Raw genomic sequence first — 14,443 nt, 5'->3', positions numbered from 1 at the left:
AGTTGAACTCGCAGCGGGGGCACATTCCGCTACGGCGTACGCAGATCGTATTCCGGAGGGCGCTTCCGCCTTCGATAGTGGGACGATCTCAGACGGGAGCTTCGAATATACGTTCGAAACGCCAGGGACGTATGATTACTACTGCATCCCGCACAAGTCGATTGGGATGGTCGGACGGATCGTAGTTGGCAGTCCTGGCGGACCGGCAGAGGAGGATTCAATCCCGGATGGAGAGGTCCCATCGAGTGAGGCGATTGTTGACCAGGGTACAGTCGCCTACGGCTCAAGCAGCGATGGAAGCGGGAATACTGGTGGTGGAATGATGGGACGAGGTGGTTCTGGAATGATGAGTGGCCGCAACGGAGGTGGAGTTGGAGGGCTACCAGCTGTTGGTGGCGTACTCGGAATGCTGGGCGTTCTCGGTGGCGGGCTCTACTGGCTTGGAAACCAAAAATCTCCTCAATCGACTACCGACGACTCAGCCAGAAAAACGCTCCAGAACCGCTATGCCAGGGGCGAAATTGACGAGGAGGAGTATAGACGTCGCCGTGAGCGATTAGATGCTACTGATGAGGACATCTCCAACTGATTGCCACCGTGAGAGGGTGAACTCACCGGGGTCAAGTGATTCGGGGATTAGAGAATACCGCCCTCACCGATACCTTTGATTTCAGAACGATCCCGTGACTTGTTTTGTTCCATTTATGACTGATTTCTCTTGTGATCAACTCGCCTGTGTGGCTCGGTAGTAAACACCAATTGCGAGCACGGCTACGAGGAGAAGATATCCAGTAGCCCACACCAACGAGAGAGCCGTAGACTGAGTTGTTGAACTAGTCGTCCATGCCGGATGGGGTTTGGCCCGTAGTCGATCCCGACGGTGCCGACCCTGCGGCAAACTTGTAAACGGCGACGAGTCCCCAAATCACCAAGCCGAGCAGGATGATGCCCGCCCTAATGTCGATGGGGACCACTGCAGCGTGTTCGATTGCTCCCTCGCTATCGACTGGGTGCCCGGCTCCCAGTAGCATGTCGAGCAGGCCGATCACGACGACGCCCAAGACAACCAAGCCACCGCCGACGTACATGGCGATTTGGTCTGCCGTTGATAAGTCACTCATTGGTAGTCACCCGAGGAGTTTCCGTAATCGCGTGTTCTCGAACAGTTCCATCTCACGCAGGCGGTTATCGACTGCCAGGACGCCGCCCGCTCCGAGTGCCACAATGGTTCCGAAGACCATGATCCCAAGTAGTTCACCCGTGACCATACCGTTGGCCCAGCCGCCACCGTAGCCGTTGATGAAGTAGAAGAACAGCATCATGAAGGCACCAAAGAAGGCGGCGGTCCTCGTGAGGACACCGAGTATCAGCCCGAAACCGATGGCGGTTTGCCCAAGCGGTACCGCCACGTTGACGAACGCCAACAGGATGCCGTCGCTGAACGGCGTGACGAAGGGGGCGAGAATCGTGCCCTGAGCGGCTCCGCCGACGAACCAGCTGGCGTCGAAGGGCCACGCCCAGATCTTGTCAAGGCCGGCGTGGAGCATCCACCACCCGGCGGTCAGCCGAAGCAGCAGGATCCAATACGACAACCAGGCTCCTGAGACCGAGAACGACGTCTCAGTTCCGAGAAATCTCGTTCGAATGGATTGTGTTGACATGGCATACTTCACCTCACGACTGAGTTTATCAGAAGTGGTAAAAAGATTGGTGGTGGTTCGTGATCTCTAAGAGTCGGGGCTCATTGCAGGAACGCGGGTGTCAGAGGTGAGTTGGATGATCCTCAAGAAGGAATTCGGTCACCCTCAACGCACTGATTGTGTGCTGGGGCATGTAAGCAGGAGCACCGATGAAGCTGAGCCCACCGATTTCTGGATTTCGGAAAATTCTGTTTGAGGGACTGAATTCATCTACTGATCTAATCCTTTGTACTTACCGATCCTCTCAGTAGCTAACAGATTCTGAGAATTTGGCTCTGTTGAAATCCTCTTCTCCAGATACATTGTAGCGTGAATCGCGGCCTCACTACACGTACGCATTTCGCAGTATGTCACCTACCGTCTCCCGCAGAGGAATCGTGTAGCACGGGAGAGGATGTTCTACTGGGATCGCGTTGCGGCATTATTTTGTACCGGAAACAGGAACGCGTCGCTTATGGTCCCCTATATCAGCGAGGTGCTGTTCAACGAGCCACAAGGCCGTCGTATGGCACTCTTTCAGTTCGGCGTGTCGCTTACCTTCTTGTGCATGTTCGTGTACGCTTGGAGCGTCGGCGACGCTGGCGAAACCCGGTGGTTACTATTTATGGTCGTCGGAACTGCGCTGTCCGGAATCGCCGAGTCCCTCCCAGAGACCCAGCTACAGGCGGTAGGCGTACTCCGTTCCGCGGCGATCCTCGTATTGCTGTGCATCGTCGCTACTCCCTTTCTCGATCTCGAATTAATTATCTGAAGAGAACCGTCGGTCTTGTTGTTCTCTCTACTGATCTTTCCCGACGAGCTTATTGACCATGGTAGGGACAATTCGCAGTGGTACTCTCCACCGAAGATGTCATAGAACCGTTCACAAGGAGGTTGATCTCAGAGCTGTTAATGGTGAATTGCCTGCTCAGGAGGCCTGCGAACTTATCACTGGTACCTCTGTCATTTATGTCGTATAGCAGCGCAATGCTGGATACAGACACAGAGCGACCCCAGGATATTATCATTTCAAGAATAGTTAGAATGGGGGCGAGTCGATACAACAGTATTGTTTTCCCATCTCTTGTACAAACTCGACTAATGACGGCGCAGGACTCCTCGGAGACTGAAGACCGAAAAGACGACCACCTTCAAATCGTTCAGGAGCGGGACGTCGAAACGACAGGGACGGGCTTTGACGACGTCCGACTCATCCATAACGCGCTTCCGGAACTCGATTACGACGCGATCGACCCCTCCATCGACTTTCTGGGTCACGACCTATCTGCCCCAATCTTCATCGAGAGCATGACTGGCGGGCACCAGAACACGACGGAGATTAATCGGGCGCTGGCCCGGGCCGCCAGCGAGACCGGTATCGCCATGGGTCTCGGTAGCCAGCGAGCAGGCCTCGAACTCGACGACGAACGCGTCCTTGAATCGTACACGGTCGTCCGCGATGCTGCACCCGATGCGTTCATCTACGGGAACCTCGGCGCTGCACAGCTTCGAGAGTACGACATCGAGATGGTCGAGCAGGCAGTCAAGATGATTAACGCCGACGCGCTCGCGGTCCACCTGAACTTCCTCCAGGAAGCCACTCAACCTGAAGGCGATGTCGATGGGCGGAACTGTGTAGCTGCGGTTGAACGAGTGTCCGAGGCACTCTCGGTGCCGATTATCGTCAAGGAAACGGGCAACGGAATTTCCGGGGAGACTGCCCGAGAGCTGACTGCGGCAGGCGTTGACGCGATTGACGTCGCTGGAAAAGGTGGGACGACTTGGTCCGGGATCGAGGCCTATCGCGCAGCAGCCGCGAACGCGCCGCGACAGCAACGAATCGGCACCCTGTTCCGAGAATGGGGCATCCCAACCGCTGCAAGCACGATCGAGTGTGTTGCCGAACACGACTGCGTAATTGCGAGTGGTGGTGTACGAACGGGATTGGACGTGGCAAAAGCGATTGCCCTGGGTGCCCACGCCGGCGGGTTGGCGAAACCGTTCCTGAAACCAGCTACAGACGGGCCAGACGCTGTCATCGAACGAGTCAAGGACCTGATCGCCGAGCTGCGGACAGCGATGTTCGTCACCGGCTCGGGGTCGATCGACGAGCTTCAGCAGGTGGAATACGTGTTGCACGGAGAGACGCGCGAGTACGTGGAACAACGAACCAGTAGCGAGTAATACCGAATTCTCCAGTCTCAGCAGGATAGATAGAACAACATCGGGAAAGAGAGAGCCGACTCCGATATCTGTCCAACCTGTACTGACCGCAGCGGGCACCGAAGCTATCATCCTCTAAGGATTTCAACAGAGCCGAGAATTTAACTCGAGTGGATATCAATCAATTAACTCCCACTGGTTAGTCATTCCTCCATAGACACGGTTTAAAACTCGTCGTCTCGAGAAAATACGGGCAAATAAAACAGGGTGGCGGAGGAGACGCAGTAGAACTGCACTCGGAGACCGGTCAACGTCTTCAATATCGATCCCGGCAGCGGCACGAATTGCTGCTCCCAGAACCTTGGGATTACGAGTTTCAAGAAAGTATCTCACAACTGTGGCGAAAATGTACTCCGTTTTCATCCTCTGATATAATCTATCAGGATAATTGCGTAATTGGCTTCTGTTAGCCAGCTCTGCGGCCAAGAATCCCGATTCAACGGCCTGTGAGATCCCCTTTCCGGTGAGTCGGTTTGCTATACCTGCAGCATCACCCACTCGTACGACTGAATGCTCCGGTAGATGGGTTCTGTCGGGATCAAGGCTTGGTCCCTCGGGAATGATTGCGACGTTCGTCCGTTCCTGCGACGGGACTGGCCACCCATTCCGCTCACAGGCTTCCCTCAATGCCTTCATATAATCATTAGGCCGGTCACTGACCGTCCAGCCGATACCAACGTTGGCTCGTTGCGATGTCTTCGGGAATGCCCACGAGTACCCTGTATAGTTCTCCAGAATTATCCGGCTGTTCGGGTACAACTCGGTGAAGTCCCCTTCGACATCACTGTTAAGCGCTACCATATATCCTGAATACTCGTTGGTTGTTCCGAGCGCTTTACTAGAGAGTGATGGCTGACCGGTTGCATCAACGACGAGATCATACTCATCGGTGAACTCGTGGAAATCTGTCCGTGTGATAGACTGGTTTTCGTGGATGTCAACACCCTTCTCTGAGAGTTGTTCTGCCCAGGACTGCTCAACGACATTTCGGTCCGTTATATATGTATCCGCAGCAGGAAAGGTGCCGGCTCCAGTGCGGTGGCGATCGGCGTCGATTCCGTCATACACCTCCACTTCCATCGCTGGCAGCGGATTGAGAAAGCCGTTCTCTACAGTCGGCTCGAGTGGGATCTTCGATACCGCTGTCATCGCTTCTCCGCAATTAACGCGTTTGCTATCGTAGGACTGCCGCTCATATAGTTCGACGACGAATCCAGCGTCGTCGAATCCAGCAGCTGCTGCAAGCCCGGCCATCCCTCCACCTATTACCGCAATTTTGGACGTTCGTGTCATCGGTTTTTGCCAATCTTTGAGGCCATCGTTAAGCTCCCAACAGCATCCGAAGTGACCCACGAACGCCCATCGGGAGTCCGATCGCTCCGATGAAGAACGTCATAAGCCACCACCACGTGTGATTCATCTCCTCTTTCGCATCGGCGAGATACCACACGATGCCGACAGTCACGACGAGTTTCAGCACGAACGTCGATCCGGAGAATCCAGTCGCCTGGTACACGAGATTCGTCACGACCAGCTTTGGGGAGTAGCCGAGGAACGTCACACCGATGAGATTCTGCGCAGCGTCCCACAACTGGCCGAAAACGGCCAGCAGAATTAGCGGGTGTCGAAGGTGTGTGATATTGACGAAACTCGCGCCCCAGTAGTAGAGTGCGGTTACGCCGAGCGCTATCCCCGTCGTCGCGACAGGAACCCATAGGCGGAGTGGGGTCGATGTCGAGAGGCCGTGCCAAACAGCCCACCAGACGGCCCCGACAGCCCACACCGACCCGACGAGCCCGACTGTTAGCGGGATAGATCCGATATTTTGGTCACGCAAGAGTGCACCGACACCGAGCGCGAGGATGGTGACAGCGGTGACGACGATGTAAATCGATGGCGTGATGAACCACACCGCGTAGTCCCCGAGCAGCCCGAGATCCTCGAGGGCGCGCATCGCCCCACCTGCGATGATGATCGGAGCGAACCCGTAGGCCAGTCGTGCGTCGAACGTGACGTCGAGTTGGTCGAGATACGCACGTAGTCCGGGGAGGCTGTATACGACTGCCGCGAGGTAGATTACCGTGTTCACCGCGTTGTAGCCCTGGACAGCACGAACCCCCTCGTGCGTGACTGGCTGACCGGCCGCATCGGCGACGACTGGTCCCCAGAGATACTGCCAGATGAACCGGTCGTAGACCAACGTCGGAAACACGAGGATGCCCCCACCGAGGAGGACGAGCGGGGCCAGCAGGTACAGCGCCCACCACTCGCGTGAGCCGGTCTCCGGAAGGACAGTCTCGACGCGGCGGGTGACAGTACTCACGACCCGTTCACCTCCAATCGCCACGTCGTGCTTTTCGAGCGCCCCCACTGTTCGAGTGAAACGATTGTGAGTTCGTCCTGGAGCTGGCTGAGATACTGCGCGACTGCCTTGGGAGATCCGTCGAGGTCGCTGGCAATCTCGCGAGCCCGGAGGTATGTCGGTTCGCTACTGGCTGTCTCGACGAGGTACCTTCGAACCGTGTGCCGGGAAATATTCGACATTGATCTAGAGGTGACGGTTAGCGAAGAAATCCGAAGAGCTTGTAGTCGTGATCGGGGGTGTACCGCCGGAACAGGAGACTGTTCGTCAGCACCGACACCGACGAGAACGCCATTGCTGCTGCAGCGAGCACGGGCTGGAGGAGGCCGAGCGACGCTAACGGAATCATCGCCGTGTTGTAACCGAGCGCCCACACGAGGTTCTGTTTGATCTTCTGGAGTGTCGCGTCTGAGATTCGGATCGCCTTTACCACGTCGAGCGGGTCGTCTCGCATCAGCGTGACGTCTGCAGCTTCGATGGCGACGTCGGTGCCGGAGCCGATTGCTGTCCCGACGTGTGCGACCGCGAGTGCCGGAGCGTCGTTGACGCCGTCACCGACCATCATCGCCTGCCGGCCCTCGTCTTGAATACTGTCGACCGCGTTGGACTTGTCCTCAGGAAGGACTCCTGCGCGGACGTTCTTCGGGTCGATACCCACCTGTTTAGCGACCGCACGGGCAGTTCGCTCGTTGTCGCCCGTAATCATCATCACGTCAACTCCCCGCTCTTGGAGTGCTGTGACAGCCTGCTTGGAGCTTTCCTTCACTGTGTCGGCGTCGGCGACCACACCCACGAGCTCCCCCTCGTAGGCGACCAGCATCGCCGTCTTCCCCTCGTTCTCGAGGCGTTCCATCGTCTCCTCAGCGGGAGAGGGGTCGATCCCGTTGTCCCGCAGCAGCTTGCGGTTGCCGACCAGCACCTCGCTGTCACCAATGACTGCTTTGATCCCGTGGCCCGGAACGTTCTCGAAGTCGTCAGGCTCAGTCACGTCCAGGCCGCGTTCTTCGGCCCCTTCGACGATTGCACGGGCGAGCGGGTGTTCGCTGCCGCTTTCAGCTATCGCCGCCAGTCGAAGCACATCATCCTCTGAGAGGCGCTCACGGGTGCTGAGCTGTCCACCATCTGGGGTCGGCTCGCCACCGTCAGTCACCACATTTCCATCGCTATCAAAGACGACCACGTCGGTGAGTTCCATTTCACCCTCCGTGAGGGTGCCCGTCTTGTCGAAGACGACCGTGTCGACGTCTTTTGCGCGTTCGAGGATGTCACCGCCCTTGAACAGGACGCCGTTCTGGGCACCAATCGTCGTCCCGACCATCGTCGCTGCGGGCGTCGCCAGCCCCAGCGCACAGGGACAGGCGATGAGGATCGAGGACGCGAAGACAATTATCGCGAACTCGAAGACTGAAACGGTCCCACCGACCGGGGCCGGGCCGCCAGCAACCTGACCCCACAGCGGGAGCCAGTCGACGAAGCCAGCGAGAGCCTCGGGGAACAGGAACCAGACGACACCCCAGAGAAGGGCGTTCGCGATGACCGCAGGCACGAAGTACGCGGAGATGCGGTCGGCGAGATTCTGGATGTCGGGCTGGCGCGACTGGGCCTCCTTGACTGTCTGGACGATCTGTTGGAGGGCCGTGTCTTCTCCAACCTTCGTCGCCTCCACGACAAGGACGCCGTTCTCGTTAATCGTCGAGCCGACGACCTCATCGCCCTCCTCTTTCTCGACAGGCACAGATTCGCCAGTGACCATTGACTCGTCGACGGCAGACTGACCGTCGACAACGACACCGTCTGTGGGAATCTTCTCACCTGGACGAATTTTCATCCGGTCACCAGTTGTGACCTCTTCGAGTGGAACTTCTTCTTCACTGCCGTCCTCGCGGACAATGGTCGCCGTTTCGGCTTCCATTTCGAGGAGCTTTCGGAGGGCCTCACCCGCTTGGCCCTTCGACCGAGCTTCGAGATAGTTACCCAACGTGATGAACACGAGGATGAGGGCTGCCGTGTCGAAATAAAGTCCACCTGCAATGAGTTCAGCAAGGACTGCCACAGAGTATAGATAGGCCGTTGTTGAACCGATCGCAATCAGCACGTCCATATTGGCGCGGCCGTTCTTCACGATCGCCTTGTACGAGTTCTTATAGAACGGCCAGCCGAGGATCGCCTGTACCGGCGTGGCGAGGAGGAACTCAACCCAGCCAAGTTCCACACCGAAGACGGCTTCAGGGACGATCGCGCCACCGAGCAGATAATTGTCGATGAGGAAGAAGAGCAACGGTGCCGATAACACTGCCCCAAAGAGGGTCAACCTGAGTTGTTTCCGAGTTTCGGCTTGACGGGCGGCATCTCGTGCGTCCTGGCCCGACTCTTCGTCGGCACCATCTTCGCGGACGGGCGAGTAGCCAGCCTCCTCGATAGCATCGTACAGCGCACCAATAGATACTTCCGCAGGATTGTAGGTGACCTGTGCTTCGTCGGTTGCGTAATTGACCTCCGCATTAACGACGCCCGGAATATTTTCAAGAGCGGTTTGGTTGGTCTCGGCGCAGTTGGCACAGGTCATATCGGAGATGGCAATCGTTACCGTCTCAGAGACTGCGCCGTACCCGGCCTCGTCGATCGCGTCGTAGATTTCTTTGAGCGATACCTCTTCAGGGTCGTAGGTGACGGAACCCTCGTCGGTGGCGAAGTTCGCATCCGCCTCCGATACCCCGTCGAGCGATTCGAGAGTGTCCTGGATCGTCGCCGAACAGTTGGCGCAGGACATTCCCGTGATATCAAGATGGATTGTTTGGCTTGTCATGCTTGTTCTACTATACGGGGTCTAGGTTTAGGCGATTTACTGCTTCGAGAGGCGGGGTTTCGACTGCAGGAAAATTTGGATTCCAAAGACGGCGTTACGCTCCCTCTTCGAGTCGCTGATACCGATCGTCGAACCGTGTGAGACAGGACGGACAACAGAAGTGATAGATCTCTCCGTCGATTCTCGTCGTTTCACCTTGATTATCAACGGTATTGTTACATTCATCACAGGTGAGTGCAAATTCGACGCCATCAACGGACGGCGTCCATTCAAGCTCGTCAATTAGTGTGACGGTGTAATCTGCTACATCGATCTCGTTAAAGAGTCCATCTACCCACTGACGTACGTTCTGGGCTTCAACACGGGCATAGAACCAAAGATCTCCTTCGGAGGTCGTGAAGACGTGTTCAACGCCATCTGACTCTCGAGCCCGCTCGCGGGCGGCCTCCAACGACGCTGAGCCGATTTCGGCCTGAATAAATACCGGTACACCAGCTCGGAGATGAGCCCGGTTGACGTCAATCGTGAAGTTGTTAATGATGCCAGCTTCCTGTAATCGCTTTACCCGGTCAGAAACGGCTGGCCCCGACAAGTCGACCTCCTCGCCAATATCGCTGAACGGGCGGCGGGCGTCATCAGCGAGTAACGAGAGGATTTCTAAGTCGGTTTCATCCAAATTGCGCATACGACCGCTTCGTCTCGCAGGATACATTATTGTTGCCCACAACACACCTTCGAAATCGGTGATCTAGGGCTGCGACAACATTGGATTCTAAGCAGAAAACCACATAGAATACTCGCCCCTATCTACGAATGGATATGACTCAGACAATCACCGTCGAAGGAATGACCTGTGAACATTGCGAGCAGACCGTCGAAGAGGCACTCGAAGAAGTTGAGGGGGTTACGTCCGCTACTGCGGATCGTGACTCAGAATCCGCGACGGTCGAGGGGTCCGCTGAACGGGATGAGCTTGTGACTGTGGTCGAAGACGCTGGATACGATGCCTCTGCGTAACAAATCCCGATTCTCGTCGAATCGGATTCGGAGAGGGATTGATACGACTGCCAATCCCAGGTGTAGATACTATGACTGATACACTTCCGTTCGATGCCGTCCGCGAGCTCGACGTCGACGGGACGACGTACAAGATGGCCGATCTTCGAGCACTCGAAGAGCAGGGGCTCTGTGACCTCGACACGCTCCCTGTGAGCATCCGTATTCTGCTTGAGTCGGTGCTCCGGAACGCCGACGGCGAAACTGTTACTGCAGCGGATGTCAAGAATGCTGCTGGCTGGAAGCCAGACGTACCGGACGCAGAGGTTCCGTTCTCTCCATCACGAGTCGTCCTACAGGATCTCACTGGCGTGCCCGCAGTTGTCGACCTGGCGGCCCTTCGATCCGAAGTCGACCGCAAAGATCGGGACCCGACCCTGGTCGAACCAGAGATCCCTATTGATCTCGTAATCGACCACAGCGTCCAAGTCGACTACTTCGACTCCGAGGACGCCTACGAGAAGAACGTCGAACTGGAGTACGAGCGCAACGCCGAACGGTATCGCGCGATCAAGTGGGCGCAGAACGCCTTCGAGAACTTCAACGTCGTCCCGCCGGGGACCGGCATCGTGCACCAGGTGAATCTCGAGCATCTGGGCCGGATCGTCCACGCCCGCGAGCGAGACGGTGAGAAATGGCTCCTGCCGGACACACTCGTCGGCACGGACAGCCACACCCCAATGATCGGTGGCATCGGTGTGGTCGGCTGGGGCGTCGGCGGCATTGAAGCGGAAGCGGCAATGCTTGGTCAGCCGGTCACGATGAAACTTCCCGAGGTCGTCGGCGTCCGCCTCGAAGGCGAATTACCCGAGGGCGCGACGGCGACGGATCTCGTGCTCCACATCACCGAACGGCTCCGCGAGGTCGGCGTCGTCGACCGGTTCGTCGAGTTCTTCGGTCCTGGTGTGGAGAATCTCACAGTCCCCGACCGGGCCACGATCGCCAATATGGCGCCCGAACAGGGCTCGACGATCAGTATGTTCCCGGTCGACGAGCAGACGCTCGAGTATCTCGAACTCACCGGGCGTGACCCCGCCCACATCGACCTTGTTCGCGAGTACCTCGAAGCGCAAGGGCTATTCGGAGAACAGGAACCGGAATACACCGAGGTCGTCGAGTTCGATCTTTCGACTGTTGAGCCGAGTCTCGCCGGACACAAGCGGCCACAGGACCGGATTCCGATGGGGGACGTGAAACAGAGCTTCCGGGGACTTCTCCACGGGGAGTTCGAAGACGACCTCGATGATGTCGACGAAGACGCCCTACAGCGGTGGCTCGGCGAAGGTGGTGCAGCTGGTGCGGAGACCGACGGCGGTGTTCAGGTCGAACCCGAATCGGAACTGCACCCGTTAACCAAACGCGTCGAGGTCGACCTCGACGGTGAGACAGTGGAAATTGGACACGGAGACGTCCTCGTCAGCGCCATCACGAGCTGTACGAACACTTCGAACCCGTCGGTGATGATCGCTGCTGGTCTGCTTGCCCAGAACGCCGTCGAGAAAGGTTTAGATGTCCCGCCGTACGTCAAGACGAGTCTCGCACCCGGCAGTCGTGTCGTCACGCAGTACCTCGAGGAATCGGGCCTGCTTCCGTATCTCGAAGAGCTCGGGTACGCGGTCGTCGGCTACGGCTGTACCACTTGTATCGGGAACGCCGGACCACTTCCTGATCCCATCGATCAAGCGATCGACGACCACGACCTCTGGACGACGAGCGTCCTCTCCGGGAATCGGAACTTCGAGGCGCGTATTCACCCGAAGATCCGCGCGAACTACCTCGCGAGCCCGCCGCTCGTCGTCGCCTACGGCCTCGCAGGGCGGATGGACGTCGATCTCGAGAACGAGCCGCTAGGCACCGACGAGGAGGGGGAATCGGTGTATCTGGCGGACATCTGGCCCGACGCAGCGGACGTGCAGGCAGCAATCCACGAGAACGTCTCTCCTGAGATGTTCGAGGAGAAGTATGCCTCTGTGTTCGAGGGTGACGAGCGGTGGGCTGCTCTCGACGCGCCCACTGGTGACGTCTACGAGTGGGACGACGACTCGACATACATACGAGAACCGCCGTTCTTCCAGGACTTCCCGGTAGAGAAACCCGGCGTCGCCGATATCGAGGAGGCACGCTGTCTGCTGACGCTCGGGGACACCGTTACGACCGACCACATCAGCCCTGCTGGCCCCTTCGGATCTGACCTCCCTGCCGGCCAGTGGCTGCTCGATCACGGCGTCGAGCCGCACGAGTTCAACACATACGGCGCGCGCCGGGGCAACCACGAGGTGATGATGCGGGGAACGTTCGCCAACGTCCGCATCGAGAACGAGATGCTCGACGATGTCGAGGGTGGCTATACGATCCACCACCCAACCGACGAGCAGACGACCGTGTTCGAAGCCAGCCAGCGCTACCGCGAGGAGGGAGTCCCGCTCGTCGTGATGGCGGGCGAAGAGTTCGGAACTGGGTCTAGCCGGGACTGGGCGGCGAAAGGAACGGACCTACTCGGTGTTCGCGCAACCATCGCCGAGAGTTACGAGCGCATCTACCGCGACAACCTCGTCGGCATGGGTGTGCTCCCCCTGCAGTTCGATGATGACGACTCGTGGGAATCTCTTGGTCTGGATGGGTCGGAGACCTTCACGATCCAGGGCCTCGATGACGGGCTCGACGTGATGGACGAACTGACCGTTATCGCCGAGCGTGCGGACGGATCGACTGTCGAGTTCCCGGTCACAGCACAGGTCGGCACGCCGGCCGCCGTGACCTATATCGAACACGGCGGCATCCTCCACTACGTCCTTAGACGGCTCCTCACGCGATAATCTCTCTCCACTGACTCTATTTCTGGAAGCACAAGCAACACGAATAACTTTGAGTCCAAATTAGCGTTTCAATCGTGCGTAGACTCTGTTCGGATGATGCCCGCTACGTTATCCATCTGAGCTGAAACGTGTGCGCTCTCACCAGCAACATGCGTAATTAAATCGTCCAGAGTGATCATCCCGATAACGCTCCCGTCTTCAACAACCGGGACGTGTCGAGCACCCGCTTCGTTCATTTGTCTCAGGACTTTTGGAATCTCAGCATCTGCTGGCACAGTAAGTGGGTCACGCGTCATCACGTCAGCAGCTCGTACGTCATCTCCACTCGTCTCGGCTGTGAGCACACTTAACTCGCTTTCCTCGGTGAGCAGGTTAGCAATCAGGTCTCGATCGGTGATGATACCAGAGATCTGATCGGATTCTGCCACCACCACGTACCTGGCACACCGCGATTGGGAGATCATCGTGTGAGCGATCTCTGCAACCGTGGCGTCAGGCGTGACACGGGCGACCGACTCGTCAGCAATCCGCCCAATGTCCATCCGGAGGTCAGTTGGTCTGGTACCCATGCTAATCAGTACGATTCATAACAGGAAATAGCTTAGCATCAGCTGGTCGTCATAGAAATCCCCGGCTCTGTTGAAATCCTCAGTATTTGATAGTTTTGTACCCTCAATCGATCAGTACAGGTAATGCAGGTATCGATCCAGATGTGAGAGCGATCGAGACCCAAATACGGGTTTGAGCGTTCCTCACGACATTATGAACTGGAAACCTCTTTCCCCACGTGAACCGACGGACGTACCTTGCATCTGTATGTGCTGCTGGCGTCGCCGCAACAGCAGGATGTAGTACAATTTCGGGTAGCAAAACACTCTCTGAACCGACTGTAAATACGGAATCTAGCGGGAGGAAGGCTCTCATTTTCACAGAGAACGACGAGGAGGTCGGTCACTTAAGTGTCGATGGAAGCGTGACATCCGGACGTATCGATCTATCGACCGAGATATGGCACCGGGGCGGGACGAACGTGGAATCGATCAAACTGAGAGTTTGGATGCCCGAAACAGCAATGGAATCCCCCGCAGAGGTCGCCGTCGTCTCGCCAGTGGAAGGGGATAGCTCTCCACCACCATCGGTAGCACTCTATACGCCTGATCAAGCGCTCGGAACGATCATCGAGATCACCGATTTAGACGACCTCGCAGACGAAACCATCAGCACACTCAATCTCATCGTAATTCCGGGGTCAGAAACGGCTACACGCCTCAATATCCACACAACCATCGAACTCTCGGGTGGCGGCACTCTCAGTAGTGACTACACGCTGGATGGCGAACTCCAGTTAGTGTATCCACATCTCAGTGATAAGTGACGGACCGGCCCTCCACTGATCGAGAATCAGTTACCACCACTCGGATTGCAGACGCGGTCTTACCGCTGACTCGGTCGTTCAGATCTACAATCATCACCCGCAAATCGTTCAGGATAGGTAGTATAC

The 14,443-nt window shown here is 57.2% G+C and carries 14 protein-coding genes and 1 pseudogene; 7 read left to right on the top strand and 8 right to left on the bottom strand.

Annotated elements, in window-relative coordinates:
- Nucleotides 1–49 precede the first annotated feature (49 nt).
- Both ACFQE9_RS01295 and ACFQE9_RS01290 read left to right on the top strand, forming a co-directional pair.
- Nucleotides 50–127, top strand: a pseudogene (locus ACFQE9_RS01295) (plastocyanin/azurin family copper-binding protein); the annotation flags it as partial.
- 219 nt (nucleotides 128–346) lie between these two features.
- Nucleotides 347–589: an SHOCT domain-containing protein gene (locus tag ACFQE9_RS01290; protein ID WP_271968267.1), complete on the top strand. Its 243-nt coding sequence runs from the start codon at nucleotides 347–349 to the stop codon at nucleotides 587–589.
- 244 nt (nucleotides 590–833) lie between these two features.
- Here ACFQE9_RS01290 and ACFQE9_RS01285 read toward each other — a convergent pair whose 3' ends face one another.
- Nucleotides 834–1,121 carry a hypothetical protein gene (locus ACFQE9_RS01285; RefSeq protein ID WP_004594603.1) on the bottom strand — a complete coding sequence of 96 codons (288 nt, stop codon included), beginning with the start codon at nucleotides 1,119–1,121 and terminating at the stop codon, nucleotides 834–836.
- Nucleotides 1,122–1,127: 6 nt separating this feature from the next.
- Complete coding sequence (locus ACFQE9_RS01280; RefSeq protein ID WP_049986202.1) at nucleotides 1,128–1,661, bottom strand: DoxX family protein; 534 nt, start codon at nucleotides 1,659–1,661, stop codon at nucleotides 1,128–1,130.
- A gap of 493 nt (nucleotides 1,662–2,154) precedes the next feature.
- Between ACFQE9_RS01280 and ACFQE9_RS01275 the strand changes: the two genes are divergently transcribed.
- Together ACFQE9_RS01275 and fni are read left to right on the top strand one after the other, a co-directional pair.
- Nucleotides 2,155–2,451, top strand: coding sequence for a hypothetical protein (locus ACFQE9_RS01275; protein WP_049986203.1), 297 nt, complete (start codon nucleotides 2,155–2,157; stop codon nucleotides 2,449–2,451).
- Between the two features lie 329 nt (nucleotides 2,452–2,780).
- The gene (fni, locus tag ACFQE9_RS01270; protein ID WP_049986204.1) at nucleotides 2,781–3,863 is read left to right on the top strand and encodes a type 2 isopentenyl-diphosphate Delta-isomerase; all 1,083 of its coding nucleotides are present in this window, start codon (nucleotides 2,781–2,783) and stop codon (nucleotides 3,861–3,863) included.
- Nucleotides 3,864–4,019: 156 nt separating this feature from the next.
- Here fni and ACFQE9_RS01265 read toward each other — a convergent pair whose 3' ends face one another.
- The 5 genes from ACFQE9_RS01265 to ACFQE9_RS01250 form a co-directional block, all read right to left on the bottom strand.
- Nucleotides 4,020–5,156: an NAD(P)/FAD-dependent oxidoreductase gene (locus tag ACFQE9_RS01265; protein ID WP_379739269.1), complete on the bottom strand. Its 1,137-nt coding sequence runs from the start codon at nucleotides 5,154–5,156 to the stop codon at nucleotides 4,020–4,022.
- 67 nt (nucleotides 5,157–5,223) lie between these two features.
- Nucleotides 5,224–6,225 carry a DUF63 family protein gene (locus tag ACFQE9_RS01260; protein ID WP_004594600.1) on the bottom strand — a complete coding sequence of 334 codons (1,002 nt, stop codon included), beginning with the start codon at nucleotides 6,223–6,225 and terminating at the stop codon, nucleotides 5,224–5,226.
- Complete coding sequence (locus ACFQE9_RS15190) at nucleotides 6,222–6,446, bottom strand: DUF7123 family protein (RefSeq protein WP_004594599.1); 225 nt, start codon at nucleotides 6,444–6,446, stop codon at nucleotides 6,222–6,224. Before ACFQE9_RS15190 ends, ACFQE9_RS01260 begins: the two co-directional genes overlap by 4 nt.
- Nucleotides 6,447–6,463: 17 nt before the next feature.
- The gene (locus tag ACFQE9_RS01255; protein WP_004594598.1) at nucleotides 6,464–9,070 is read right to left on the bottom strand and encodes a heavy metal translocating P-type ATPase; all 2,607 of its coding nucleotides are present in this window, start codon (nucleotides 9,068–9,070) and stop codon (nucleotides 6,464–6,466) included.
- A 94-nt stretch (nucleotides 9,071–9,164) separates the two neighbouring features.
- Nucleotides 9,165–9,755: an AsnC family transcriptional regulator gene (locus tag ACFQE9_RS01250; protein WP_148416538.1), complete on the bottom strand. Its 591-nt coding sequence runs from the start codon at nucleotides 9,753–9,755 to the stop codon at nucleotides 9,165–9,167.
- Nucleotides 9,756–9,889: 134 nt separating this feature from the next.
- On the opposite strand from ACFQE9_RS01250, the gene ACFQE9_RS01245 reads away from it, so the two are divergent.
- Together ACFQE9_RS01245 and acnA are read left to right on the top strand one after the other, a co-directional pair.
- Nucleotides 9,890–10,087: a heavy-metal-associated domain-containing protein gene (locus tag ACFQE9_RS01245; RefSeq protein WP_049938510.1), complete on the top strand. Its 198-nt coding sequence runs from the start codon at nucleotides 9,890–9,892 to the stop codon at nucleotides 10,085–10,087.
- A 71-nt stretch (nucleotides 10,088–10,158) separates the two neighbouring features.
- Nucleotides 10,159–12,942, top strand: a complete 2,784-nt coding sequence (gene acnA / locus ACFQE9_RS01240) for an aconitate hydratase AcnA (RefSeq protein ID WP_379739263.1) — start codon at nucleotides 10,159–10,161, stop codon at nucleotides 12,940–12,942.
- Between the two features lie 68 nt (nucleotides 12,943–13,010).
- Here acnA and ACFQE9_RS01235 read toward each other — a convergent pair whose 3' ends face one another.
- Nucleotides 13,011–13,511, bottom strand: a complete 501-nt coding sequence (locus ACFQE9_RS01235) for a CBS domain-containing protein (RefSeq protein WP_379739260.1) — start codon at nucleotides 13,509–13,511, stop codon at nucleotides 13,011–13,013.
- Nucleotides 13,512–13,729: 218 nt separating this feature from the next.
- On the opposite strand from ACFQE9_RS01235, the gene ACFQE9_RS01230 reads away from it, so the two are divergent.
- On the top strand, nucleotides 13,730–14,317 hold the full coding sequence (locus tag ACFQE9_RS01230; RefSeq protein ID WP_204365967.1) for a hypothetical protein: 588 nt from the start codon (nucleotides 13,730–13,732) through the stop codon (nucleotides 14,315–14,317).
- Nucleotides 14,318–14,443 lie beyond the last annotated feature (126 nt).

Origin of the sequence: Halopenitus salinus (assembly GCF_042662125.1) — an archaeon.
GTDB classification, from domain to species: domain Archaea; phylum Halobacteriota; class Halobacteria; order Halobacteriales; family Haloferacaceae; genus Halopenitus; species Halopenitus salinus.
Note: the sequence above shows the minus strand (reverse complement) of the source record. Positions and strands in the feature narration are given on the sequence as shown.

Coding starts and splice junctions, on each gene's coding strand:
- ACFQE9_RS01235 (WP_379739260.1), bottom strand. CDS start 13,511: ATGGGTACCAGACCAACTGACCTCCGGATGGACATTGGGCGGATTGCT.
- acnA (WP_379739263.1), top strand. CDS start 10,159: ATGACTGATACACTTCCGTTCGATGCCGTCCGCGAGCTCGACGTCGAC.
- ACFQE9_RS01275 (WP_049986203.1), top strand. CDS start 2,155: ATGGTCCCCTATATCAGCGAGGTGCTGTTCAACGAGCCACAAGGCCGT.
- ACFQE9_RS01265 (WP_379739269.1), bottom strand. CDS start 5,156: ATGGCCGGGCTTGCAGCAGCTGCTGGATTCGACGACGCTGGATTCGTC.
- fni (WP_049986204.1), top strand. CDS start 2,781: ATGACGGCGCAGGACTCCTCGGAGACTGAAGACCGAAAAGACGACCAC.
- ACFQE9_RS01290 (WP_271968267.1), top strand. CDS start 347: ATGAGTGGCCGCAACGGAGGTGGAGTTGGAGGGCTACCAGCTGTTGGT.
- ACFQE9_RS01255 (WP_004594598.1), bottom strand. CDS start 9,070: ATGACAAGCCAAACAATCCATCTTGATATCACGGGAATGTCCTGCGCC.
- ACFQE9_RS01280 (WP_049986202.1), bottom strand. CDS start 1,661: ATGTCAACACAATCCATTCGAACGAGATTTCTCGGAACTGAGACGTCG.
- ACFQE9_RS01245 (WP_049938510.1), top strand. CDS start 9,890: ATGACTCAGACAATCACCGTCGAAGGAATGACCTGTGAACATTGCGAG.
- ACFQE9_RS15190 (WP_004594599.1), bottom strand. CDS start 6,446: ATGTCGAATATTTCCCGGCACACGGTTCGAAGGTACCTCGTCGAGACA.
- ACFQE9_RS01285 (WP_004594603.1), bottom strand. CDS start 1,121: ATGAGTGACTTATCAACGGCAGACCAAATCGCCATGTACGTCGGCGGT.
- ACFQE9_RS01250 (WP_148416538.1), bottom strand. CDS start 9,755: ATGCGCAATTTGGATGAAACCGACTTAGAAATCCTCTCGTTACTCGCT.